Source organism: Bacillus sp. AMCV2 (assembly GCF_056033925.1).
The window spans coordinates 2,009,542-2,033,933 of record NZ_JBVYIB010000002.1; the positions used below are offsets into that span (position 1 = coordinate 2,009,542).

The 24,392-nt window shown below is 43.1% G+C and carries 20 protein-coding genes and 1 tRNA gene; 7 read left to right on the forward strand and 14 right to left on the reverse strand.

From position 1 onward, the window contains the following. Nucleotides 1–190: 190 nt before the first annotated feature. The 3 genes from dacB to AC0OMA_RS10155 all read right to left on the reverse strand — a co-directional run bounded on the left by dacB (nucleotide 191) and on the right by AC0OMA_RS10155 (nucleotide 4,202). Nucleotides 191–1,666 carry a D-alanyl-D-alanine carboxypeptidase/D-alanyl-D-alanine endopeptidase gene (gene dacB, locus AC0OMA_RS10145; protein ID WP_474222093.1) on the reverse strand — a complete coding sequence of 492 codons (1,476 nt, stop codon included), beginning with the start codon at nucleotides 1,664–1,666 and terminating at the stop codon, nucleotides 191–193. Nucleotides 1,667–1,699: 33 nt separating this feature from the next. Continuing rightward, nucleotides 1,700–2,677 carry an aldose 1-epimerase gene (gene galM, locus AC0OMA_RS10150; protein ID WP_047182695.1) on the reverse strand — a complete coding sequence of 326 codons (978 nt, stop codon included), beginning with the start codon at nucleotides 2,675–2,677 and terminating at the stop codon, nucleotides 1,700–1,702. A gap of 133 nt (nucleotides 2,678–2,810) precedes the next feature. Beyond that, nucleotides 2,811–4,202, reverse strand: coding sequence for an MATE family efflux transporter (locus tag AC0OMA_RS10155; RefSeq protein ID WP_004399508.1), 1,392 nt, complete (start codon nucleotides 4,200–4,202; stop codon nucleotides 2,811–2,813). Nucleotides 4,203–4,487: 285 nt separating this feature from the next. Between AC0OMA_RS10155 and iseA the strand changes: the two genes are divergently transcribed. Next, on the forward strand, nucleotides 4,488–5,033 hold the full coding sequence (gene iseA, locus AC0OMA_RS10160; RefSeq protein ID WP_014479968.1) for a DL-endopeptidase inhibitor IseA: 546 nt from the start codon (nucleotides 4,488–4,490) through the stop codon (nucleotides 5,031–5,033). A gap of 93 nt (nucleotides 5,034–5,126) precedes the next feature. Here iseA and AC0OMA_RS10165 read toward each other — a convergent pair. The 3 genes from AC0OMA_RS10165 to AC0OMA_RS10175 form a co-directional block, all read right to left on the reverse strand. After that, nucleotides 5,127–5,199, reverse strand: a tRNA-Arg gene (locus AC0OMA_RS10165). Nucleotides 5,200–5,251: 52 nt separating this feature from the next. After that, nucleotides 5,252–5,797 (reverse strand): site-specific integrase, encoded by a 546-nt coding sequence (locus tag AC0OMA_RS10170; protein WP_003231473.1) that lies wholly within the window; start codon nucleotides 5,795–5,797, stop codon nucleotides 5,252–5,254. A gap of 316 nt (nucleotides 5,798–6,113) precedes the next feature. Continuing rightward, the gene (locus AC0OMA_RS10175) at nucleotides 6,114–6,344 is read right to left on the reverse strand and encodes an excisionase family DNA-binding protein (RefSeq protein ID WP_015383799.1); all 231 of its coding nucleotides are present in this window, start codon (nucleotides 6,342–6,344) and stop codon (nucleotides 6,114–6,116) included. 184 nt (nucleotides 6,345–6,528) lie between these two features. Here AC0OMA_RS10175 and ggt point away from each other — a divergent pair, with 184 nt between their 5' ends. Then, complete coding sequence (gene ggt, locus AC0OMA_RS10180) at nucleotides 6,529–8,292, forward strand: gamma-glutamyltransferase (RefSeq protein ID WP_322839638.1); 1,764 nt, start codon at nucleotides 6,529–6,531, stop codon at nucleotides 8,290–8,292. A gap of 163 nt (nucleotides 8,293–8,455) precedes the next feature. On the opposite strand, the gene yofA is transcribed toward ggt, so the two are convergent. Continuing rightward, a complete protein-coding gene (yofA, locus tag AC0OMA_RS10185; protein WP_047182698.1) occupies nucleotides 8,456–9,313 on the reverse strand; it encodes a LysR family transcriptional regulator YofA in 858 nt (285 codons plus the stop codon). Between the two features lie 128 nt (nucleotides 9,314–9,441). Between yofA and AC0OMA_RS10190 the strand changes: the two genes are divergently transcribed. Further along, complete coding sequence (locus AC0OMA_RS10190) at nucleotides 9,442–10,431, forward strand: zinc-binding dehydrogenase (RefSeq protein ID WP_047182699.1); 990 nt, start codon at nucleotides 9,442–9,444, stop codon at nucleotides 10,429–10,431. 57 nt (nucleotides 10,432–10,488) lie between these two features. Here AC0OMA_RS10190 and gltD read toward each other — a convergent pair whose 3' ends face one another. Next, nucleotides 10,489–11,970: a glutamate synthase small subunit gene (gltD, locus tag AC0OMA_RS10195; RefSeq protein ID WP_014476983.1), complete on the reverse strand. Its 1,482-nt coding sequence runs from the start codon at nucleotides 11,968–11,970 to the stop codon at nucleotides 10,489–10,491. Nucleotides 11,971–11,986: 16 nt separating this feature from the next. Next, nucleotides 11,987–16,549, reverse strand: a complete 4,563-nt coding sequence (gene gltB / locus AC0OMA_RS10200) for a glutamate synthase large subunit (RefSeq protein WP_474222096.1) — start codon at nucleotides 16,547–16,549, stop codon at nucleotides 11,987–11,989. A gap of 146 nt (nucleotides 16,550–16,695) precedes the next feature. Here gltB and gltC point away from each other — a divergent pair, with 146 nt between their 5' ends. Beyond that, on the forward strand, nucleotides 16,696–17,598 hold the full coding sequence (gene gltC, locus AC0OMA_RS10205) for a glutamate biosynthesis transcriptional regulator GltC (protein ID WP_004399246.1): 903 nt from the start codon (nucleotides 16,696–16,698) through the stop codon (nucleotides 17,596–17,598). 50 nt (nucleotides 17,599–17,648) lie between these two features. On the opposite strand, the gene proB is transcribed toward gltC, so the two are convergent. The 4 genes from proB to AC0OMA_RS10225 form a co-directional block, all read right to left on the reverse strand. Then, complete coding sequence (gene proB, locus AC0OMA_RS10210) at nucleotides 17,649–18,764, reverse strand: glutamate 5-kinase (protein WP_015383806.1); 1,116 nt, start codon at nucleotides 18,762–18,764, stop codon at nucleotides 17,649–17,651. Beyond that, nucleotides 18,761–19,654, reverse strand: a complete 894-nt coding sequence (gene proC, locus AC0OMA_RS10215; protein WP_010886524.1) for a pyrroline-5-carboxylate reductase — start codon at nucleotides 19,652–19,654, stop codon at nucleotides 18,761–18,763. Before proC ends, proB begins: the two co-directional genes overlap by 4 nt. Nucleotides 19,655–19,801: 147 nt before the next feature. Further along, the gene (rtp, locus tag AC0OMA_RS10220) at nucleotides 19,802–20,170 is read right to left on the reverse strand and encodes a replication termination protein (RefSeq protein ID WP_003220337.1); all 369 of its coding nucleotides are present in this window, start codon (nucleotides 20,168–20,170) and stop codon (nucleotides 19,802–19,804) included. A gap of 297 nt (nucleotides 20,171–20,467) precedes the next feature. Next, complete coding sequence (locus AC0OMA_RS10225; protein ID WP_015483302.1) at nucleotides 20,468–21,184, reverse strand: 3-ketoacyl-ACP reductase; 717 nt, start codon at nucleotides 21,182–21,184, stop codon at nucleotides 20,468–20,470. A 150-nt stretch (nucleotides 21,185–21,334) separates the two neighbouring features. Here AC0OMA_RS10225 and AC0OMA_RS10230 point away from each other — a divergent pair, with 150 nt between their 5' ends. From AC0OMA_RS10230 to AC0OMA_RS10240, 3 genes are all read left to right on the forward strand, one after another. Continuing rightward, complete coding sequence (locus AC0OMA_RS10230) at nucleotides 21,335–21,643, forward strand: DUF948 domain-containing protein (protein ID WP_015483303.1); 309 nt, start codon at nucleotides 21,335–21,337, stop codon at nucleotides 21,641–21,643. 66 nt (nucleotides 21,644–21,709) lie between these two features. After that, nucleotides 21,710–22,480, forward strand: a complete 771-nt coding sequence (locus AC0OMA_RS10235; protein ID WP_015383808.1) for a hypothetical protein — start codon at nucleotides 21,710–21,712, stop codon at nucleotides 22,478–22,480. Nucleotides 22,481–22,523: 43 nt separating this feature from the next. Next, entirely contained in the window at nucleotides 22,524–23,057 is a 534-nt protein-coding gene (locus AC0OMA_RS10240) for a GNAT family N-acetyltransferase (protein WP_015483304.1), read from the forward strand. Between the two features lie 78 nt (nucleotides 23,058–23,135). Here AC0OMA_RS10240 and AC0OMA_RS10245 read toward each other — a convergent pair whose 3' ends face one another. Beyond that, nucleotides 23,136–24,380, reverse strand: a complete 1,245-nt coding sequence (locus tag AC0OMA_RS10245) for an MFS transporter (RefSeq protein ID WP_015383810.1) — start codon at nucleotides 24,378–24,380, stop codon at nucleotides 23,136–23,138. Nucleotides 24,381–24,392: the final 12 nt, after the last annotated feature.

Here is a 24,392-nt window from a genome sequence, read left to right on the forward strand (position 1 = left end):
GTTTCTTTTTTTATCAAATTTCCGAATATAAAGTGATAAAAGTATTGTTTTACATAAGGTCTTATACACTACTTTTTAATCGAACTAATTTTCTTTTGTTCATCATTCTTCTAATTGTTGGAAGGTTCGACAAAGCGTTATTACAGACATAAAAAAACCTGTTTTCTCTTGGAAAACAGGTCTGCCGCTATTATTGATTTGCCAAAATGACAGCGATTTGATCCTCAATATCTTTTCCATCCTCTTCATCAATCAATCCATTTAGAAGAATAGAGAAAACAAGTTTTTTTCCGCTCTTTGTTTCTGCGTACCCAGATAGAGAGCTTACCGTACTGAGCGATCCGGTTTTTGCTCTTACTTTTCCTTGTGCAGGAGTGTCTTTCATGCGGTTTCTCAGCGTTCCGCCCACCATTCTGTCAGGATTGCCCGCAACAGGTAAAGAATTTAGATAAGCCGAGAACCAACTCTGATCCTGAATGTCATATAACAGCTGTGAAAGTTGATCTGAGGATACAGCATCAATATGTGAGATTCCTGATCCGTCCCTTAAGACGAGTGATTTAGAATCAACACCAAATTCCGGAAGCGTACTGTTTAACACTTCGAGCCCCTTTTCCCAGCTCCCTTCTCCTTTTTTCACTTTCCCCATCTCTTTTACGAGCACTTCGGCATGTCCGTTATTACTTAATTTCATGAACGGCACAAAAAGTTTCGATAAAGGCATTGAGCGATGAGAGAGCAGCACATCTGAAGAACTAGGTGCTTCACCCGTCTTGATGTCCCCTTTCACAGTAATACCTTGTTTTTTTAGTGACTGCTTAAATAAATCTAAGGCATATCCGGCAGGCTCCCAGACAGAAATCCATTCCTTTGTCTTGTTTGCGTCAACCGGTACGCTCCCTTCAATTGTAATCGTGTTTGTTCCATGCTCTCTTTCGATTGTGAGGTCTTTCTCTGAACCGGCAGCAGTCGTTTCAGCACCGTTCTTTATCGTTATATAATCGGTTTTCGGAGAGATAGACACGGCAGGCTCTTCCCCTTCTTTTTGATTTGGGGTGACCTCAACAATCACAGTGCCTGCATCATAGTCTTCATTTGGAGACGCTGTTAGAGCGGAGATTGGCGCGCCATAATATGTGTATTCATCGCTCCAAGGCATATCAGGTGATAATCGCATGTCATCATACCACGTATCATCACCGATCAGATTGCCTTTAATTACTTTTACGCCGGAATGTTTCAATTTCTCAGCCATTTTGTCAAAATCAGATGGTAAAAGTGTCGGATCACCTTTCCCTTTCAAATAAAGGTTACCATTCAGCTTTTTCCCTTTCAGTGTGCCATCCGTCCGGACCTCGGTTGTAAAAGAATAGTTCTCGCCAAGGACAGAAAGTGCCGCGGCCGCTGTCAAGAGCTTTAGAGAAGAGGCAGGTCTCATTCGGGTGTCTCCTGAATGTTCATATAGAACAGCACCTGTTTCCGCAGAGCGAACGGTGATGCCGGCCATTGCGCCTTCGAGGGCAGGATGATCAGCTAAAATCTTATCGATCTGCTCGGAAAGTGCATCTTGTTTTTCAGCGGCAAGCGCATCCTGATGCATATAAGGCACCGAAGCAACGACGAAAAGCAGTAAAACAGCAACATAAAGCTTTATGCTTTTTTTCATTAATTTCCCCGCCTCTCTGCGCTTCATCATTGGCTATTGATGATTCAGTTCAATGGTGATACTGCTTTTAGCTGTCGTTTCTTCTCCCGGCTCCAGCACTTGTAAACCAGTGAGTGACGAAGGTAAATCAAGATTCACTGCGTTTGTCACCCATGTGTAAGGTTCAGGGCATAAATACCCTTGTTTTCCGTCCGCATTGTATACAACCCAATGTTTAAACTGTTCATCTGCCTTATAAATAATGCTGATATGTGCATGCTGATGATAAATGACTGCCTGGTTTTCTCCGCCCCTCTTCTGATAAGAAGATAAAAAGACATCATCCAGCTGCTTGTGGCGCAAATCCATTCCTTCATGCAAAGCTTCTTTATTCGGTACATCCATCAGTTTCCCGGTCGGCAGCAGGCGTTCATCCAACTCCCATTGCTGATCTGCTGTCAGGGAGAATAACGAGCTTTCTGCCGGAAACACAAATGTAGTATGATAACCAATTCCCCAAGGAAACGCTTCCTTTCCTTTGTTCATGACCGTCGCATGTTTAAACAGAGTATTCCCTTTTACCGTGTATGTCATCCGAACGACGGCATGGTGAGGAAATTGCTTATACACATGGGGGAGCTCAGAAAGATCAATTTCTGTTTCAACAATCACTTCTTCATCAGTTTTCTTCGCGGTCACTACGTTCCACTTTTCATGGTAAAGAAACCCATGAAGATGGTTGTGTTTATCCTTCTCGTTGATATCAAAATGATACGTTCTGCCCCGGAAACTGAATGTACCGTCACTTATGCGGTTAGGCGGGAACAGGATTGGAATGCCATACAATGTTGGTGTGTCGTGAAAACTTTCTGCTGTTTCCGGTTCACGCAAAAGCTGGACTTTTGTTGTTTTGTCCACGAGAGAAATGACGTTGCTCCCCCACTCAGGGACAACAATCATTTCTAGATGTTCGTTGCCCGCTTTGATGGCCGGCGTTCCCAAATACGTGATTTTCTCAATAAAGTTTGCCATGTTTACTCAACCTCTCCTTGATTCATTGCTAGTATAAGAATTCAATGTACTGTACCATATTTCCTCCATTTTATATTTTCCCCTATCAAATAAAAAAACACCGTTCAAACTTATGAACGGTGTGATTCGGAGGCTATTGGATGAGACGTGTGATTTGTTTCTTTTTCCAGACGAATTGATAATACCCATAAATCAACAGCAAGCTGACGGCAAACGCAGCTGGATAACCAACCCAGACGCCGAGTATTTCAAGCTTTGTATAGTGAGAAAGGACGAAAGCGACAGGCACCTCTACTCCCCAGATTGCAAAAATACTGATGACGGTCGGCCATAAAACCGTTCCGCTTGCCCGCATCGTTGCAGAAATAATTTGGGCATTTCCAAACAGCAAATAGCTCCACAATGTAATCATTAAAAGACGGTGCGCAATGTAAAGCGTCTCTTGCTCGGTTAAAAATAACGATAAAATCTGATGTGAAAAAACATAGATCAGAATAATCAGTACGCCGCCAATGATATAATTCAGCCAAATCCCCACGCGAATGACCTGCTTTAAGCGGTCAAACTCGTTTGCCCCGATCGATTGCGCAGCGAAAATAGAAACCGCAATACCAAGGCTGACGGCCGGCATCTGTACATAGCTGGCCACCTGGTTGACCACTCCGTATGCAGCTGTTGCATTAGAGCCGTAATGATTGACGAATGAAATAACCGCTATTTCTGATAATGAGACAAGAATCATATTGATGCTTGCTGGGACCCCAAGACGCAGCAGGAGAACCAGCAGTTCCTTATCCATTTTCAAATAACGACGCACTGTTTTATCAAATTGCAGCGGGTGTTTTCGTTTTCGTAAATACACCATTAACACGAGAAAAGTCGCAATCGTGGAAATGACAGTTGCATATGCCGAGCCGTATATGCCCAGTTTCGGAAAACCAAACATGCCAAGGATTAAAACAGGCAAAAGCGCGATGTTGATGACCGTGCTCACAATCAGCGTATAAAACGGTGTCTTGGAATCTCCTGTTCCGCGCAAAAAGGTAGTATATGCAAAATATAAAAACATAAACGGCATAGCATAAAATAAAATACGTGCATAGTTAGCGCTGACATGAATGACATTTTCAGGTGTTCCCATTAAACGAAGGATATCCAGGGTGAAAATACTGCCGATAACGGCTAACACAACGCCTAATAAAAATGTAAACGTGAGCGTCGTCCCGACAACAGCCTTTAGCCGTTCCTCATTTTTCGCTCCGTAAGCTTGTCCGATCAGAATCGAACTTCCTGAACCGATCCCAATCGTAAATGAGATTAAAAGAAAAAATAACGGGAAAAAGGATGATACAGCTGCCACTGCATCAACACCGAGCCATCTGCCTACAGCCATCATCCCGACTAGCTGACCGACTGATTGCAGCACATTGCTCAGCAGAAGCGGCACCAAAAAGAGTGACATCGACCGCCAAACTGATGGTTTGCTTTTCTTTTGAGTTACAAGAGGTTCTTGTGATGTTTCCATATTAAAGGACTCCTTTATTTGAAATCGTTTTTAAACATGCCCTCATTTTTTGACAAAAACAGGATATGTAACATGTTATTATTCATCACTGCACATATGAAACCCTTCCCGATTCTTCTAATTTTACACATCTTTTTAGCTTATGAAGAATAAACTAGCAAGTAATGGCGTATTTTTTGTGAGTAAAAGAATAAAAAATAATTTATGCAAAAGTATTGTAATCTACCCGTAATTATTGTAACATTTGTAACATAAGAGAAAGAGATTTTGAAGGAGAGAGCGATAATGAAAAAATGTCTTCTATTTCTAACAACCATTGCACTTATTCTGTCATTAAGCACAAATGCATTTGCGAAAAATACATCAGGCGATTTATCACAAAAACAAGCATTACAGTTGGCATTATCCGCTAGAGAACATTTTTGGAACACCATGAGCGGCCACAATCCGAAGGTGAAAAAAGCAGTTTGCCCATCAGGCACATTCGAGTATCAAAATCTTCAATATGTATACATGTGCAGTGATCTAGGCACTAAAGCAAAAGCGGTGAATTACTTAACTCCTATTTTTACAAAAACAGCAATCGAAAAAGGCTTTAAAGATTATCATTTCACTGTTTCAAAAGGAAAACTTGCTGTTCCAATCGGTGACGGAGACAATCTTTTGAATTGGAAAAAATCAACTGCTAAACTGGTCTCTAAAAAAGGCGGCACAATCACATACGAATTTACCGTCCCTACTTTAGACGGATCCCCTTCTGCAAAACGGAAAGTGACATTCGTGAAAGAAAATAAAAAATGGAAAGTCAATCAATTTGACGCAGTTATATAAGAAAAACGCCCGGGATAAGCGGGCGTTTTTTATTTGGTTTGCATAAAGAAAGACAACAGGCAAAAAGTGCCTGTTGTCTTTTGGTGAATATAACGCTCTAGGAGAGATTCGAACTCCCGACCTGCAGTTTAGGAAACTGCTGCACTATCCGCTGTGCTACTAGAGCTTTTGGTATTTACATAGTAGCTCTGATGATCAATATTTTCAAGCGATTTGTATTAAAGCCCTCCAAAAACCTTATATGCGGCTCTTGTCGTATCTTCATCAATACCGATATACCGCATTGTAATTGATGGTGATGAATGATTTAGTATTCTCTGCAGCTCGGCGATGTCTTTCGTTCGCTGATAAAAATGATAGCCAAACGTTTTCCGGAGTGTATGCGTCCCTATCTCCTCAAGTCCGCACGCCGCAGCGGCCTCTCTTAAAATTCTGTAGGCCTGAATGCGGGAAATCGGCTTCCTGGTCCGCACTGATTTAAAAAGATATTCGTTTTCCTTCATGTCTTTCGTATACTCGTATATTTCCTGTTTCAGCGATTCTAAAATAAGAATCTTTCTTTTCTTTTTCGTTTTGCTTTCAGTCGCCCATAAATGATCTTTATTTTGAACGTCCTTCACTTGCAGCGGCAGAATATCAGAAATGCGGAGCGCGCTGTTGATGCCGAAAATAAACAGAAAATAATCCCGCTTGTTTTTGTTAAGCAAATACTGTTTGACTTCTTGGATTTTCTCTAGACTGCGAATCGGCTGTACAATATGCATCAAAAAACTCCTTAAAAACCATTATGTAACGTTTTGAGATCTATGTTACTATTATATCTGAAAAACGTTGAATGTCAAAGTGCGGCGGCATTTATGTAACATAATATACATAGTGTTACATAAGCTTTTAAAAAAGCTTCCTCAAACCTTCACCCTATAAAATAAGCTTTAAAGCCTCTTATAAAGCTTTTAACCTCTTGGATACTTATCCCCCTACTAATCATCAAAAAAACTCTTAAAACGAAATCTGACGCTCCTAATTTTCTGGAGCTTCCGCAAAAAACATACAAAAAAAGACACAATTTCAAATTGTGTCCTAATCTTCATCCTTTACATCAATATCTTCCGGGATTGGTTCATTTAATATTTCCTGCACCTGTGCTTTGTAATTCTCCAGCTGTTCGAGATGTGTTTTGAACTGCTCCTTATAAATCAAAAATTGCTCCCCGTCATGAACGGCTCTGATTTTCCCTTCGAGCACCAAGCTTTTAATATAATCCTCTGAAAGATTTGTATATTCTGCTGTTTCTTCAATCGTTAAATACATATAGCAGTCCCTTCTTAATCCGTATGCTGATTCTAATATAGCACATGGCTCATATCAATATAATCAATTTTGCACAGAAAAACGGCTTTATGTACTATATAATATACCATTTGTCACTTGTGAAAACGCTGTAATTTTTTTACGCTAAGATTGTAACAATACAGCTTCATATAGGAGGGAGAACATGAAAAGAACGTGGAACGTCTGTTTAACAGCTCTGCTTAGTGTTCTGTTAGTCGCTGGAAGTGTCCCTTTTCACGCGGAAGCTAAAAAACCGCCCAAAAGCTACGATGAGTACAAACAAGTAGATGTTGGAAAAGACGGCATGGTTGCGACCGCACATCCTCTTGCTTCTGAAATCGGTGCTGATGTGCTGAAAAAAGGAGGAAATGCTATTGACGCAGCGGTTGCCATTCAATTTGCACTCAATGTAACAGAGCCGATGATGTCAGGTATTGGCGGCGGCGGTTTTATGATGGTGTATGACGGAAAAACGAAGGATACAACGATAATCGACAGCCGTGAGCGTGCTCCAGCAGGCGCAACCCCTGACATGTTTTTGGATGAAAACGGCAAAGCAATTCCCTTCTCTGAACGTGTGACAAAAGGTACTGCCGTTGGTGTTCCAGGCACGCTGAAAGGGTTGGAAGAAGCCTTGGATAAATGGGGAACCCGTTCAATGAAGCAATTAATTACCCCTTCTATTAAACTCGCTGACAAAGGCTTTCCGATTGATTCAGTGTTGGCAGATGCCATTTCTGATTATCAGGAAAAACTTTCACGGACTGCCGCAAAAGATGTATTTTTGCCAAATGGCGAACCGCTTAAAGAAGGAGATACCCTTATTCAAAAGGATTTGGCTAAAACATTTAAGCTTATTCGCTCCAAAGGCACTGACGCTTTTTATAAAGGAAAATTCGCCAAGGCGCTTTCTGACACTGTCCAGGATTTCGGCGGATCAATGACAAAAAAAGATTTAGAAAATTACGACATTACAATTGATGAACCGATTTGGGGAGACTATCAAGGCTATCAAATCGCTACTACTCCTCCTCCAAGCTCCGGCGGTATTTTCTTATTGCAAATGCTGAAAATCCTTGATGATTTTAACCTTTCACAATACGATGTCCGCTCATGGGAAAAATATCAGCTGCTTGCTGAAACGATGCATTTGTCATATGCCGACCGTGCGTCTTACGCAGGTGATCCCGAATTTGTAAATGTTCCTCTCAAAGGCCTGCTTCACCCCGATTATATTAAAGAACGCCAGCAATTAATCAACCTAGATCAAGTGAATAAAAAACCGAAAGCCGGTGACCCTTGGAAATACCAAGAAGGATCAGCAAACTATAAACAAGTTGAACAGCCGAAAGACAAAGTAGAAGGCCAAACAACCCACTTTACAGTTGCTGACCGTTGGGGAAATGTTGTTTCCTATACAACAACAATCGAACAGCTGTTCGGAACGGGTATTATGGTCCCTGATTACGGAGTCATCCTAAACAATGAATTAACGGATTTTGATGCGATACCAGGCGGAGCTAACGAAGTACAGCCAAACAAACGGCCTTTAAGCAGCATGACCCCGACGATTTTATTTAAGGATGACAAGCCTGTCCTCACTGTTGGATCTCCTGGCGGGGCCACGATTATTTCATCCGTTTTGCAAACCATTCTCTACCACATTGAATATGGTATGGAATTAAAAGCAGCTGTTGAAGAGCCGAGAATTTACACAAACAGCATGAGCTCTTACCGTTACGAGGACGGAGTTCCTAAAGATGTCCTCAGCAAGCTAAACGGCATGGGCCACAAATTCGGCACAAGTCCGGTGGAAATCGGAAACGTACAAAGCATATCGATCGACCATGAAAACGGCACCTTTAAAGGCGTAGCTGATTCAAGCAGAAATGGCGCAGCGATCGGCATTAATTTAAAACGCAAATAAAAAGAAAAAACTGTACTCGCTTCAAATGAGTACAGTTTTTTATGCAGATCTTTAATAACAACGGGCATTGCTGATGCTCTGTATCCCTGATTGCAATCCAAAATGACAGAATGATGACTGCTTCTTTGACAAACGTCTTTATTCTGCTAATGCCCGTCTATCTTCATCTTTTCATTTCGTTTATCTCATCAAGAAATGTCTGAAACGCACTCGTAATAAAAAAGTCTTTCCTGTATATAAAGACGATCTCTAAGTCTTGATATGCTGGTGGCAGTTGATGAATCCACACATTTGTACGATGCTCGGAGCAGTCAACAGCGGACTTTGGGAGCAGCGCCGTACCCATCCCGGCGGAAACACCTTTTATAATTGCCTCCAATGTGCCAAACTCTATGATTTTTTGATTGTGTATGCCTGCTTCCTCTAGTAATCTTTTGACCCTGTCACGATGAGAACAGCCAGCCCCAAAAAGGAGCATCGGCTGCTGAAGCATGTCTTCTGCCGTCCCTTCTCGTGATGAAATCAAAACTAATTCATCATGGGAAACATGGAGTTGTCTAACTGCAGCGTGTTCAACCGGCCCATATACAAAAGCGCCATCAACTTTATGATCAAGAACCTGTTGAATCAAATGATGCGTATCAGCTGTGTTCACTGATAAATCCACTTCAGGAAAACGCCTGAGGAAGGATGCTGCATGCTCAGGCAGATGCGTTACCGCCGTCGTTTCCAGTGATCCGATCCGCAAAGGCCCTTTTGGTTGCCTGCTCATTCGGGTCGATTTTTCAGCTTTGTCTAACAGCGATAATACTTGATCTGCATATTGTAAAAGATTTTCTCCTGCAGCAGTCAGCTTCATCCCCCGATTCGTTCGATGAAAAAGCCTGATATTCAAATCTTCCTCAAGCTTATGCACTCTGGCTGTCACATTCGACTGAACATAATTCAGCATTTGGGCTGCTTTCGTTATGCTTCCTTCGCGGGCAACAGCCTGAAAAATCTTTAAATCTCCGCTTTCCACGCGCTCTCACCTGCTTGCTATGATGAAAAGTGATATTAGCTATCATATTTGTTCATTTTACTCGAAGAAAACCGCTATGTAAAATATGTAAAGATATGAAAATACAATTCAATGAGGAGGCAGACAGCATGAAAGCTGTAATTCACAACGGAAAAGCCGGTCTTCTGGGGTTATCAGTTCAGGACGTTCCATCAACAAAGCCTGGATACGGAGAGGTAAAGGTTAGATTAAAATCTGCGGGTCTGAATCATCGTGACTTGTTTCTTATGAAAAACAAATCTGAACAAGATCCTCACGTGATCCTCGGTTCTGACGGCGCGGGTATCATTGAAGAGATTGGTGAAGGCGTGAAAAATGCTACTGTTCAGACAGAAGTAGTCATTTTCCCGACATTGAACTGGGATTTGACAGAGAATGTTCCACCTGTACCTGAGATTCTGGGAGGTCCTTCAGACGGAACACTTGCTGAATATGTGATCATTCCTTCACAAAATGCAATCAAAAAACCTGCTTATTTATCTTGGGAAGAAGCGGGCGTTTTACCTTTATCCGCTTTAACTGCATATCGGGCCTTGTTTACAAAGGGGCAATTAAAAAAAGGCGAGCAACTATTGATACCCGGCATCGGAAGCGGGGTTGCAACCTACGCTTTATTGATGGCTAAAGCGATTGGGGCAACAGTAAGCGTGACCTCCCGCAGTGAGGAGAAAAGAAAAAGGGCGCTGCAATTAGGTGCTGATTACGCATTTGACAGCTACAGCAATTGGGATGAGCAGTTGCAGGGAAAAAAGATAGATGTTGTTCTTGACAGCATAGGACCTGCCCTCTTTTCGGAATACTTCCGCCATGTAAAATCAAATGGCCGCATTGTCAGCTTTGGGGCAAGCTCAGGGGATAATCTCAGTTTTCCGGTGCGTTCTCTATTCTTTCCTCAGGTCAATGTTTTGGGAACCTCGATGGGAAGCGGTGAGGAATTTCAAGCTATGCTCGCTTTCATTGACAAACATAAGCTTCGGCCTGTAATTGACCGGATATATCCTTTAGAAAAAGCATGTGAAGCATATAAAAGAATGCAGGAAGGCAGACAGTTTGGAAACATCGGGATCGTAATGGAATAAAAAAAGAAACCGGCCTGGCAGCCAGACCGGTTTCTCTTATATGATAATCCCCTTTATTTACGGAAGAACTGAACTCCCCATCAAATATCGATCCACTTCACGCGCCACTTCACGGCCTTCATTAATCGCCCATACGATTAAGCTTTGGCCTCTTCTTGCATCCCCTGCGGCGAATACACCATCGATATTTGTTTGATAATCCCCATATGCTGCACTGATTTTGTTATTTACTGAATCAACACCGAACTGTTTCAACAGCGGCTGTTCTGTGCCTTCAAAGCCGATAGCGATAAAGACAAGCTGAGCAGGCCATACTTTTTCCGTTCCAGGCAGCTCGCGGAACTCGTATTTTCCATGCTCATTTTTCACTTTTTCCATTTGGATGGTATGAAGTTCTTTTAGCTTTCCGTTTTTATCCGCGACCATTTTTGTCGTTTGAATGGAGTATTCTCTCGGATCTCTTCCGAATTTTGCTTCTGCTTCCTCGTATGCATATTCAAGCGTAAAGACGTGTGGCTGTTCAGGCCACATATTGTCATTCGTGCGGGCTGGCGGAAGTTTCGGGTGTTTGCCGAATTGGTGCACGCTTTTGGCTTTTTGACGCAGAGCAGTAGCCACACAGTCAGCTCCTGTATCTCCGCCTCCGATTACGATGACATCTTTCCCTTTGGCATCAATGAATTGCTTGTCTTTAAAATTAGAATCTAAATAGCTTTTTGTTGCAAGTGTCAGGTAGTCCATCGCGTAATGGACTCCTTTTGAGTCGCGTCCTTCAATTAAGAGGTCCCGCTGTTTTTGAGCGCCTGTGCATAGGATCACAGCATCAAATTGCTCCTTTAGTTCATCAGCTGTAATGTCAACACCGATTTCTGTGTTCGTGACAAAATCAATTCCTTCTTGTGTCAGCAATTTAATTCGGCGTTCTACAATGCCCTTCTCAAGCTTCATGTTTGGAATGCCGTATGTTAAAAGGCCGCCCGCTCTGTCTGCTCGTTCAAAAACAGTGACGGAATGTCCCGCTTGATTCAGCTGGTCAGCACTCGCCAGTCCGGCTGGACCTGACCCGACGATGGCCACTTTTTTGCCTGTTCGTTTTTTTGGAATTCTAGGTTGAATCCAGCCGTTCTCAAATCCTTTATCGATAATGGTCCGCTCGATGTTTTTAATTGATACGGCCGGATCTGAAATCGCTAAAGTGCATGATCCTTCACAAGGAGCAGGGCATACCCGCCCTGTGAATTCAGGAAAGTTGTTTGTTTTCAACAGACGTTCCAATGCTTCCTTCCATCTGCCCCGGTAGACAAGATCATTCCATTCAGGAATTAAGTTGTAAATCGGACAGCCGGATGTAAATCCGTTAATGTCAGCACCGATCTGGCAAAACGGTGTACCGCAATCCATGCACCGCGCCCCTTGCCGTTTCGATGCTTCTTCTGAAAAAGGAGCAGAATATTCTTTCCAATCCTTTAAGCGAGTGAGAGGGTCCCGCTCCGCAGGTTTTTCTCGTTTGATCTCCATAAATCCAGTTGGTTTCCCCATGTTCCTCTCCCCTTCCTTACTGTACTACCGCTTGTTTTTGTCCCGATGCTGCTGTATTCTGCTTTGGCTTCGTGTTGGCCTCAAAAGCGAACATGATGGCTTCTTCATCTGATAAACCTGCAGCTTTTTGCTCTTGGATGCTTGCGAGCATTTGTTTATAGTTTTTCGGAATGACTTTGACGAATTTTTTCACACTGTCTTCCCATTGATCAAGCAGATCTTCTGCTTTTTGGCTGTTTGTATACGCAGTATGTCTTTCAAGCATTGCTTTGATTTGCTGGATTTCTTTCTCATCCTCTAATGATTCAAATAAAATCATCTCAAGGTTGCATTTGCGTTTAAACGCTTTGACATCTTCGGCCAGTACATAAGCGATTCCGCCGGACATACCTGCCGCAAAGTTTTTGCCTACATCACCGAGAACGACAACGCTGCCGCCAGTCATGTATTCACAGCCGTGGTCGCCAATACCTTCTACAACTACGTTCACACCGCTGTTTCGAACGGCAAAGCGTTCACCAGCACGTCCGTTAATATATGCTTCTCCGCTTGTCGCACCGTAAAAAGCCACGTTGCCGATAATGACATTGTCATCCGAAGCAGAGTTGAATCCTTCTGGTGACTTGACGATGATTTTTCCGCCAGAAAGCCCTTTTCCGACGTAATCATTTGAGTCTCCGTCCAAATAAAGCGTCATCCCTTTAGGAACGAAAGCTCCAAAGCTTTGGCCGGCTGATCCGGTAAAGTGCAGCTTGATTGTATCTTCAGGAAGCCCTTCTTCTCCGTAGTACTTTGAGATTTCACTGCCGGTTATCGTTCCGGCTACACGGTTTGTATTGTTGATTTCGATAGAAACTTCCGCTTCTTTTCCAGACTCGATGGCTTCTTGTACGGCCGGGAGAATCGCTGTAATATCAAGTGATTGATCAATTTTATGATTTTGCGGCGATCGGAACGTCCGCACCCCTTCAGGCTGATAAAGAAGTGTAGACAAATCAAGCTGGCTTGCTTTCCAGTGCCCCTTCGCCCGTTCACTTACATGAAGTACATCAGTGCGGCCGATCATTTCATCAAATGTCTTGAAGCCTAACGCAGCCATGTACTCACGAACCTCTTCAGCAATGAACAGCATATAGTTCACAATATGGTCAGGATCTCCCATGAACTTTTTGCGAAGCTCTGGGTTTTGTGTCGCTACACCGACAGGGCATGTATCCAAATGGCAGGCACGCATCATGACACAGCCGAGTACAACTAACGGAGCCGTTGCGAAACCAAATTCTTCGGCGCCGAGCAAGGCAGCCATCACAACGTCGCGGCCCGTCATGAGCTTTCCGTCTGTTTCTAATACAACACGGTCACGAAGTCCGTTCAGCATTAGTGTTTGATGTGCTTCTGCAAGGCCAAGCTCCCACGGAAGCCCTGTATGTTTAATACTGGTTTTCGGAGAAGCGCCTGTACCTCCGTCATAGCCGCTGATCACAATGACATCTGCAGTCGCTTTGGCAACACCTGCAGCGATTGTTCCTACACCTGCTTTTGACACCAGCTTTACGCTGATTCTTGCGTCACGGTTGGCATTTTTCAAATCGTGGATCAGCTGGGCTAAATCCTCAATCGAATAAATGTCATGGTGTGGCGGAGGTGAGATTAATCCGACACCTGGCGTTGACCCGCGGACATCGGCAACCCATGGATATACCTTGTTGCCAGGAAGCTGCCCGCCTTCACCCGGCTTAGCACCTTGAGCCATTTTAATCTGCAGCTCATCAGCATTGACGAGGTAATGGCTTTTGACACCAAACCGTCCGGATGCAATTTGTTTGATCGCACTTCTTCTATCATCGCCGTTCTCATCTGGAACAAAGCGTTTGGGATCTTCTCCGCCTTCACCGCTGTTGCTTTTTCCTCCAAGACGGTTCATTGCGATTGCTAAAGCTTCGTGCGCTTCCTTACTCAAGGACCCGAATGACATCGCACCCGTTTTAAAACGTTTGACAATCGATTCAGCGGATTCAACCTCCTCCAACTTCAAAGGCTTGCGGTTTCCGTCAAATGCGAACAAGTTCCGCAAAAATCCGATGCGTTCTTCATCAGCCGCTTTTGTATACTGTTTAAACAGATTGTAATCATTTCTGCGGCACGCCCATTGCAAAGTATGAATCGTTTTCGGATTAAACGCATGATGCTCTCCGCCATTTCTCCATTGGAAGTCACTTCCCGGTTCAAGCGTTTTGCTGTAATCATCCTGATACGCTTCCCGGTGGCGGCGCTGTGCCTCTTCTGCAATTGTTTGTAAATCGATGCCGCCGAGCTGTGATGCAGTACCTGTGAAATAGCGGTCGATCACATCGCGGCTGATTCCTACCGCCTCAAAGATTTGGGCGCCTCTGTAGCTTTGCACAGTTGAAATTCCCATCTTGGACATCACTTTTACGACGCCCTCAGTAATGCTTTTTCCATATTTGCTGACCGCTTCTTCATAGCTGATATCCAAACGGCCTTCATCAATTTCCTGCTTGTAGGTCGCATAAGCGAGATAAGGGTTAATCGCATCTGCGCCATAACCGATTAACGCTGCAAAGTGATGCACTTCACGTGCTTCTCCCGATTCCACAATAATGCTGACCTTCGTACGCAGCCCTTTGCGGATTAAGTGCTGGTGCAGCGCGCTTACTGCCAGAAGCGGCGGAATTGGTGTCAGTCGTTCGTTCATCTTTTTGTCTGATAAAATTAACAAACTTACGCCTTGGCTGATGGCTTTCTCTGCCTGTGTGAACATGTCCTTTAATCCGCGTTCAAGATCCTCTGAAAACAGCACATCAATTTTTTGGCTTTTTAAATCAGGATGAACAATCGTTTTCAATGCGTAGAACTGTTCATTAGATAAAACAGGTGTATACAGTTTAATCCGGCGAACATTTCGTTCACTCGGATGAAGAAGATCGCCTTCCGCACCGAGCCAAGTCATCGTTGAAGTGACAAGCTGCTCACGAATCGCGTCGATTGGCGGGTTCGTTACTTGTGCAAACAGCTGTTTAAAGTAGTTAAACAGTGATTGCGCTCGGTCAGAAAGTACAGCAAGCGGCGCGTCATTCCCCATTGAACCAAGGGGATCTTTGCCTTCTTTAATAACAGGAATTAGATACTTTTGGATATCTTCATATGTGTATCCGAATGCCTTCTGGCGAGTAAGAAGATCACTAAATTGTTCTTCTTCTCTTGACTCCGGATCAGGATTCACTTGTACGAGCTCTTCTTCAAGCCATTTTTGGTACGGATACTCAGTTGCAATTTGTGTTTTGACTTCTTCATCGGAGATAATACGGCCTTCTTCCAAGTCGATTAAAAGCATTTTCCCAGGCTCAAGGCGGTTTTTATATAAAACGTTCTCCTGTTCAACTTCAATAACGCCTACTTCAGATGAGAAAATAATATAATCATCTTTTGTGACATAATAACGGGCCGGACGGAGACCATTCCGATCAAGGATCGCCCCGATTTGTTTACCGTCAGTAAATGAAATAGCTGTCGGTCCGTCCCAAGGCTCCATCAGGGAGCTATGGTACTCGTAGAACGCCCTTTTTTCCTTGGACATATGCGTATTTTCCGTCCAAGGCTCTGGAATGAGCATCATTGCCGTATGTGCCGGTTTGCGTCCAGCCATCACAAAAAACTCAAATGCGTTATCCAAAATGGAAGAGTCACTGCCATCAGCATTGAGAATCGGCAAAATCTTGTTTAAGTCCTCACCGAAGCTTTCAGAAACAAATTGCTGCTCACGTGCTCTCATCCAGTTGATATTTCCGCGAAGGGTGTTAATTTCACCATTGTGAACCAAATAGCGGTTAGGATGCGCTCTTTCCCATGTAGGGAATGTGTTGGTACTGAAGCGTGAATGAACGAGCGCAAAAGCAGAAACGAATGCTTCGTCTTGCAGATCAGAATAAAATGCATCAACCTGTTCAGGTGTTAAAAGGCCTTTGTAAACAATGGTCTGGCTTGAAAGACTGGCAAAATAAAAATCAAGACCTTCCGTTACTCCCCAATTTTCAGCCTGTTTACGAATGACATACAATTTTCGTTCAAAAGATAAATTGTCCTTTAGATCAGAACTTGCGCCGATAAATACCTGACGGACAAACGGACAGCTTTTTTGCGCCACTGTTCCGATTTTTCCGACATTTACAGGTACAGTTCTCCATCCAAGAACGACTTGGCCTTCTTGTTCAATCAGTGCATTGATTTGCTTTTCAATTTTTTTTCTTTCATCTTCTTTCTGTGAGAAAAAGACCATTCCTACCCCGTAACGTTCTTTTTCTGGCAGATTGATGTCTTTGCACTCTTTTCTAAAGAAAGCATCAGGGATTTGAACCAGTAAGCCGGCTCCGTCTCCTGTATCCGGATCACTGCCTTGCCCTCCTCTATGGTCTAGCTGGCAAAGCATCTTAAGTCCTTGTTTGACAATGTCGTGAGTCTGCTTGCCCTTTAAGTGTGCATATAGGCCGATTCCGCATGCATCATGTTCAAATTCAGGACGGTAGAGACCTTGAGCTTTTGGCATTTGATTGTACGTCATAATTCCTCTCCCCCGATCAATTTCCGATAATACCGGTCATAAAATCTAACAACTCTATAATCATTGTAGGTTTTCAAAACGATATAAACAATATATAATTTAGATCAAAAGAATCTCAAAATGAGATAGATGGATGTGAGACAAACATGGAGCTGCGCCAACTGCGTTATTTTATGGAGGTGGCTGAAAGAGAACACGTTTCAGAAGCCGCTGATCATTTGCATGTGGCCCAATCAGCAATCAGCAGACAAATTGCCAATCTTGAAGAAGAATTAAATGTGACCTTATTTGAGCGTGAAGGGAGAAATATCAAACTCACGCCAATCGGAAAAGAATTTTTGATTCATGTAAAAACGGCGATGAAAGCCATTGATTATGCGAAAGAACAAATTGATGAGTATCTTGACCCGCATCGCGGAACGGTAAAGATCGGCTTTCCTACAAGCCTCGCCAGCCAGCTTTTGCCGACTGTCATTTCAGCGTTTAAAGAAGAATATCCGCACGTCGAATTTTTGCTGCGCCAAGGCTCCTATAAGTTTCTGATTGAAGCTGTCAGAAACCGCGATATTGATCTGGCCTTATTAGGGCCGGTGCCGACGAATTTCTCTGACATAACGGGAAAAATATTATTTACTGAAAAAATTTACGCGCTTGTTCCATTAAATCATCCGCTTGCTAAACAAAAAACGGTTCATTTAATCGATTTGCGCAACGACCAATTTGTATTGTTCCCGGAAGGATTTGTACTTAGAGAGATGGCAATTGATACTTGCAAACAAGCAGGCTTTGCTCCTCTCGTTTCCACGGAGGGTGAGGATTTGGATGCTATCAAAGGGTTAGTGTCCGCAGGAATGGGCGTTACCCTTCTGCCTGAAAGTACTTTTGCTGAAACAACACCTCGTTTTACTGTGAAAATTCCAATTGAGTTCCCTCAAGTAAAACGGACTGTTGGAATCATTAAACCGAAAAATAGAGAGCTTGCGCCTTCTGCGAATGATTTTTATGAGTTTGTCATTCAATTTTTCTCTAAGCTGGAGCAGTATCAATAAAAAAATGAACCCGAGCTTCTATATAGAAGCTTCGGGTTTTTTTCTGCAAATTAATTTACAGGTAAAGAAAAATCCACATGGCAAACAAATGCTTCTTGATCAATTAGAGCTCTGTTTGTCAATTCCTTTTTCTTTTCCGGTTCTTGAAGCTGTACAGAAGAGTAATTGACGATTCCAAGGCCGATTTCCGTCCCTTTTGAATCCATCAGCCGAACAACTGAACCGCTTTTGAATTTCCCTTTAATCTTCTGTACACCGTCCAGGTATAAACTCGATTGGCCGTTTGTTATTTTTCGTGAACAATCATCTGATAAAAACATTTCACCTTCCGGGCCGGAATTAAAAGCGATCCATTGCTCCTTTTGATTCAACGGAAGCGTTCCTTCTGCTTCAAAATAGGTGCCTTCCGCCTGTTCATGAACGGCGTGGTATAAAATATCGCCGGCATCTGCCTGACCTAGGAAACCTTTAATGCCAGACGCCATTACGATTTTAAACGCATCAAGCTTAGAACGCATGCCGCCGGTGCCAACGATGCTTCCAGTGTCACCTGCGCATGCTTCGATGTCAGGTGTTATTTCACTTACCCGCTGTATCCTTTTCGCTTCTGGATTTGTGCGCGGATTGCCGTCATATAATCCGTCTATATCTGATAAAATCACAAGCATATCTGCATCAATCAAACCTGCGACTTTTGCCGCGAGCGTATCATTGTCGCCAAACTTGAGCCGATTGACAGTAACTGTGTCATTCTCGTTTATGATCGGGATAATGCCGCGCTCGAGCAGTACATTCATTGTATTCCTGACATTGTTGTATCGATATTCATCAGAAAAATCGCTTCTCGTAATTAAAATTTGGGATGCGACATAGCCGTGTGCCAAAAACAGCTTTGAATAAGCCTCCATCAGCAATCCCTGGCCGATTGAAGCTGATGCTTGTTTTTCTGGAAGCTTCTCGGGCCTTTGGATAAATCCGAGCTTCCGATATCCTGCCGCCACTGCGCCTGAGGAAACCAAAATCACTTCATAACCGGCGTCTTTGAGTTTGACGACCTGGTCGACCAACGCTTCTAATTTTCGAATGCTGATTTCTCCATGAAGGCTTGTTAATGAACTGCTTCCAATCTTCACAACGACTCTTTTCATGCTTGTATCAGGCGTCACTTTATCACTCCTGATAGCGGCGCTGCAGTTTTTTCGATATCTTCGCTGATTTCCTTTGAACGCTTAGCCGCATGCTTTATTGCTTGAGAAATCGCTTCTCCGCCGCCGCTCTTTTTCAAGGCTTGCAGCCCTGCTGCTGTCGTTCCGTTCGGTGACGTGATATTATCTCTTAAGATCTCAGGATGTTCTCCTGTTTCCATGAGCATTTTTGCGGCACCTAAAAGTGTCTGTGCGCCGATGCTTCGAGATAACTGTTTATCGAGGCCCGCTTCCTCGCCTGTCTTTTCAATGAATTCCATTAAATAATAAAAATACGCGGGTCCGCTGCCTGCAATTCCGGTGAATATATCCATTTGATTTTCTTGGATTGTATAGACTTCGCCCATGCATCCGAGCAATGCTTCGGCCAGCTTCTTCAGGTCTTCCGACACATATTTGCCAAGGGCAATAGCTGTTGCAGAAGCGCCAATCATACTGGAAGTGTTGGGCATCACTCTGACAACCGGCTGTTCATTAAGCAATGATTGTTCAATAAAAGAGGTGGTTATGCCGGCAAGGACCGACAATATTAATTGATGGGGTTGAATACGTGATTTTAGTGATGACAGAGCGTTTTCGGCGTCTTTTGGCTTCATTGCCAAAATGAGTACATCCATGTCTTCAATACATAGTTGGTTCGGCAAGGCGCCTTTGATTCCATATTGAAGTTCAAGTTCAGTTAATCGCTCTGTATTGCTGCGGTTTGTAACGCAGATGTTTTGTTTCGGGATTTTGTTGGCACGAACGATACCTGATATCATTCCTTCCGCCATAGATCCTGCTCCTATAAAGGCTACTTTCTTTTGATCAAAGATCGGTAACATCTCCTTTGTTCGCTTTTTTGTTCGCATTTTCACACGTTTAAAATGTTACCACGTGAGGAAATGATGTCAAGTTTGAAGGCCATTATTGATTTGTATTGTTTCTTTTCGACAAATATGTATAATGAAAAGCAGAAAACACCCGGTTCACACTGCTGCGCCGGGTGTTTGTTTCTATTAAAAATTATCTGAGAGAGCTTTTTCAATCAGTTTTTTACAGCGATCCAGCTCTACCTTCAGCTGTTTTTTATACAGCTTGGCAGCTTCGTAATCTTTAAATTGATAGAGGACGACTTCCTGGAGCTTAGCCCCTTCTTTTTTTACTTTAATTTGTTTTAGTATCCCGTCATCAAGAAGCTCATGCAAAGACCGGTATACTTCTGTATGATTTGGTTTAAAACCAATCTCTTTAAATTCAGACCGAAGTACTTCAAGCAGCTTTAACCCATAGAGTCTCTCTTGCTCTGTCATCGTTATCATATAAAGCTTCAAAAATGCGCGCTGTTTCACTAAAAAGCCTGTTGAACTCCTTTTTTCTTCTTTCATCATATGCACTCCTTCTTCTGTCACTGACAACACTATGTACTAAATATTCAATTTTCTTTTAATGTTTTCCTTCTTTATATTAAAGACTGATAGTCCAGTCATTCTATGTTTACTGATTATAGGTGTAGCGGAAAAAATAAATTCCAACTGAACATTTGGTACATAGTTTTCTTAGTTCTATTATAGCCTGCATTCACTGCTATCTTCAATTTAAACGATTGTCAGGTTTACATATCGCATTTTACCGGTACGGATTTCTTCAACTAAAAAAACCTGTCGAAAGACAGGTTTTCATTTTTAAGGATTTGTTGACCATAATCCCGCTGTTTTGATGAAAATACGAGGATCTAATTTCAATTGTGCCACCATGTACTCAGCAAGATCCTCAGGCTGCATCACTTTTTCAGGATTACCGTCTGTTAAGTTCAATTCGATAGACATATCACTAGCAACAGTGCTCGGCGTTAACGCGCTGACTCTGATATTATGTTTTCTCACTTCTTGCATAAGAGACTCTGTTAACCCGAGAACGGCAAATTTAGAAGCGCTGTAAGCACTTGTTACAGCAGCTCCTCTTTGACCCGCTGTAGACGAAATATTAATGATGTCTCCGGCTTTGCGTTCGATCATTTCCGGAAGCACCGCGCGAGTCACATGGTACACACCCATTAGGTTGACTTGAATAATATTTTCCCACTCATCGGCTGACAGATCTAAGAAACCGCCAAATTTGCTGATGCCGGCATTATTAATGAGAATATCGATATCACCGAGCTGTTCCTTCACTTGAGCTACAGCTTGGTTAACCTGATCGGCATCTTTTACATCTGCAGCAGCAAATGCAGCTTTTACACCAAGCGCTTTGACTTCTTCAGCCACTTTTTCTACATTAGCGGAAGTCCGGCCAATTAACCCGATATTCACGCCTTCTTTGGCAAGCGCCAAAGCAGTAGCGCGGCCAATTCCTCTGCCTCCGCCTGTGATTAGTGCAGTTTTATGTTGTAAATTTTGCAATTGAAGCACCCTTTCTTTGTTTACATATGTACGATATCACATTATAAGTACAATACATCCAATACGCAAATCAAACGAACTGTGTAAATATCATTTCTTCTGATTAAAAAAACGGATACAGGGTAATGACATAAGAAAAGGAGTGAACATATGATTATAGTTTATATCAGTCTTGCAGTATTAGCAGTTTCTATTATCTTCTTAGGAGTTACCGTGATTCAAAACAAGAAAAAAATGGACCCTGCACTAAAGGAGCTTTCCTCTGTTACGCAGGCTATGCAAAAACAAATCGAAGGATTAAAAACAGAAACAGAGCTGCTGACGCAAAAACAAAAGAAGATGCAGCAGGATGTCCAAATGAAAAAATCCGCGTTTCAGCAGACCGCAGCTGAAGTAAAAGAAGTTCCTAAAGCTGTTAAAGAGGTGTGGCAGGCTGGCCATTTAAATAGCAGGTCATGATGAATGATATCCCGTTGTTTCGATCAGAATGGACAATGGGATATCATTTTTTGAGGAGGCTTTCGCATGATTGTAAACCACAGTTGCTTAAAGGAGTTCGCAGAAAAACTACATTCTCTTCCCTCTTCACTTACAAAGTCGGATTTACTTATTTCTCCATTCCATCTCCATCAAGAAAATGAACTTGACATCTACTATTCACCTCATAATGAATATATCAATCGGACTGCTACGATTGTGATTGCCGGGATCACGCCGGGTTTTTCCCAGATGAAAACAGCGTACGAAACAGCAGTCGAAAGTCTGCGGCAAGGCCGCACTCTTGAGCAAATGGCGGTAGATACAAAAATAGCAGCGGGTTTCTCCGGGTCGATGAGACATAACCTTATCACCATGCTGGATTTATGCGGGCTGCCGCAAGCTTTTGGCATTCAAAGCGCCGCAAAGCTTTTTGGAGAATTACGGCTTATGCTCCATACAACTTCCGTTATTAAATATCCTGTCTTTATCCAGCAAAAAAACTATACCGGATACAAACCGGCTATCACTCATTCTCCTATTCTAAGCACTTATGCTTTTGGGCACTTCCCTGCGGAGCTTAACCATGTGACGGGACCAGCTCTTCTCATTCCGTTAGGAAAAGCGGCCGAAACAGTATGTGAAACATTGATCAGACAGCACAGCCTCCAGAATTTGATTTGCCTTAACGGCTTTCCCCATCCATCAGGCGCGAACGGCCATCGTTTGAAACAATTCAGCAAAAACAAAGAGCAACTAGAAACACAAATTCGTTCCTTTGCTGCATTGGTTGATTTCGCTATAGAAAAGAGGAAATAAAAGGGATATGATAAACAAAAACACAAACGTGGGGAGTGGTTGAATGTTTCCTATATTAGAAACGGATCGGCTTATACTTAGGCAAATCACAGATCAGGATGCGGAAGCCATTTTTGCTTGTTTCTCAAACGATGAGGTGACACGCTATTATGGGCTTGAAAACATGGAATCTATAGAACAGGCCATTTCAATGATTCAAACGTTTGCGGCCCTCTATCAAGAAAAACGCGGTATACGGTGGGGAATTGAAAGACGGGACACTAAAGAACTGATCGGAACAATTGGCTTTCACGCTCTGGCCCAAAAACATAGGCGCGCGGAAATCGGTTATGAAATCATCCCGGCGCATTGGCGAAACGGATTTGCATCAGAAGTCATTTCAAAGGTCGTATCTTACGGATTTTCTGCCCTTGGACTGACGCGTATTGGCGCAGTTGTATTTACCGCTAATGAAGCATCAAATCGTCTGCTTCTAAAAATGGGTTTTCAAAAAGAAGGCGTTTTAAGACAGTACATGTATCAAAATGGGACACCATATGATACAAATGTGTACTCTATTGTAAAACCAAGAGAATGACGGCATTCTCTTGGTCTGTGCGCACATCCCTTTTCCTTTAAAAAGATAAAAAACGCCCTCAAACAGGGCGCTTTCTAATTAAGATGCATATTGAGGAGATGTTTCCTCCTTAACTGCTTTTTCCTCAGGTATATGAATACATTTTGTCAAGACCGCACTTGCAAGGTAAAGGGCCGCAAAGATCCAGACCACGCCTTGCGCGCCGACGAGACCGATGAACAGCCAAGCGAGTGCGGGGCCGACAAACGCTGATAAACCTGCAGCCAAATTCAATACAGACATGGCTGCCCCTTTATCTTTTCCTGCCACCGTCGGCACAATTGCACCAATAGGCACATAGCCTGCCAGCAAACCGCCCCAAATAAAGCCGATCACGCTGACAACCGCTAAGCTTCCGCCGGAGAAAACAGGTGCGTAGTATAATAAGAGGGTGAAAATGCCGCAGCCGACTCCGCCGAACCAAATAACAGTATTTTTCCAGCCGAATTTATCGCCGACAATACCAAAGATAAGGTTAAACACAATGTTCCCCAGAAAAATCGTTCCCCAAATTTGCAGCCACACATTGGTTGAAATTCCATGCTGGGCCATGTGCATCGGCAAAAAGACTGGAAAACCATATGTACCAATGCTGTTGATGATTCTGATGATTCCGCCTGTAAGCACGCGCGGATTTGTAATTAGAATCGTAACCCCTTTTAAAAGCTCCTCGGCTGTTTCTGATCTTTTTCTTTTCTTCTTTTCAAAACGGTCTTTATTGATAAACAATGCAAAAAATGCACCGAGACATACCCAGAAAATAGAGCTCCAAAGCGTATTCAAATAACCGAACGCTTTGATCGCGTAGCTTGAGTACCAAGCGCCGAACACAAACATGCCGAGGCAATATGCAATCCAAAACCAGCCGACAGCAGTGCTCAGTTTGCTTTGCGGTGTTCTGTAAATGACCCATGTCAAGAAAGAATAAGCAAAAAGCGGGTAACCTAACCCTTTTACGAAGTAAGTCACATACATCACTGGCAGGTTCAGCTGTTCAAATCCAAATACGATAAAAGCAGCTGTACCGATCACATAAAACAACAGCCCCATAAACATCGTTCGTTTTGCGCCAAATGCTTCGAGACATACACCCGAAAACCAGGAAGCTATGGCAAGCGCAATTCCATATATACTAAAAATGGAAGCGGACTGCTGAACGGTGAGCCCGTTTTCGATCAAAAAAGGACTGAGCCAGCCTTGTTCAAGGCCATCTCCCATCATAAACAAAACAACCCCTAAAAATCCCCAGGCAAGCCGCTTCGGTATTCCTATTTTATCCAACATATCTGTCTCCTC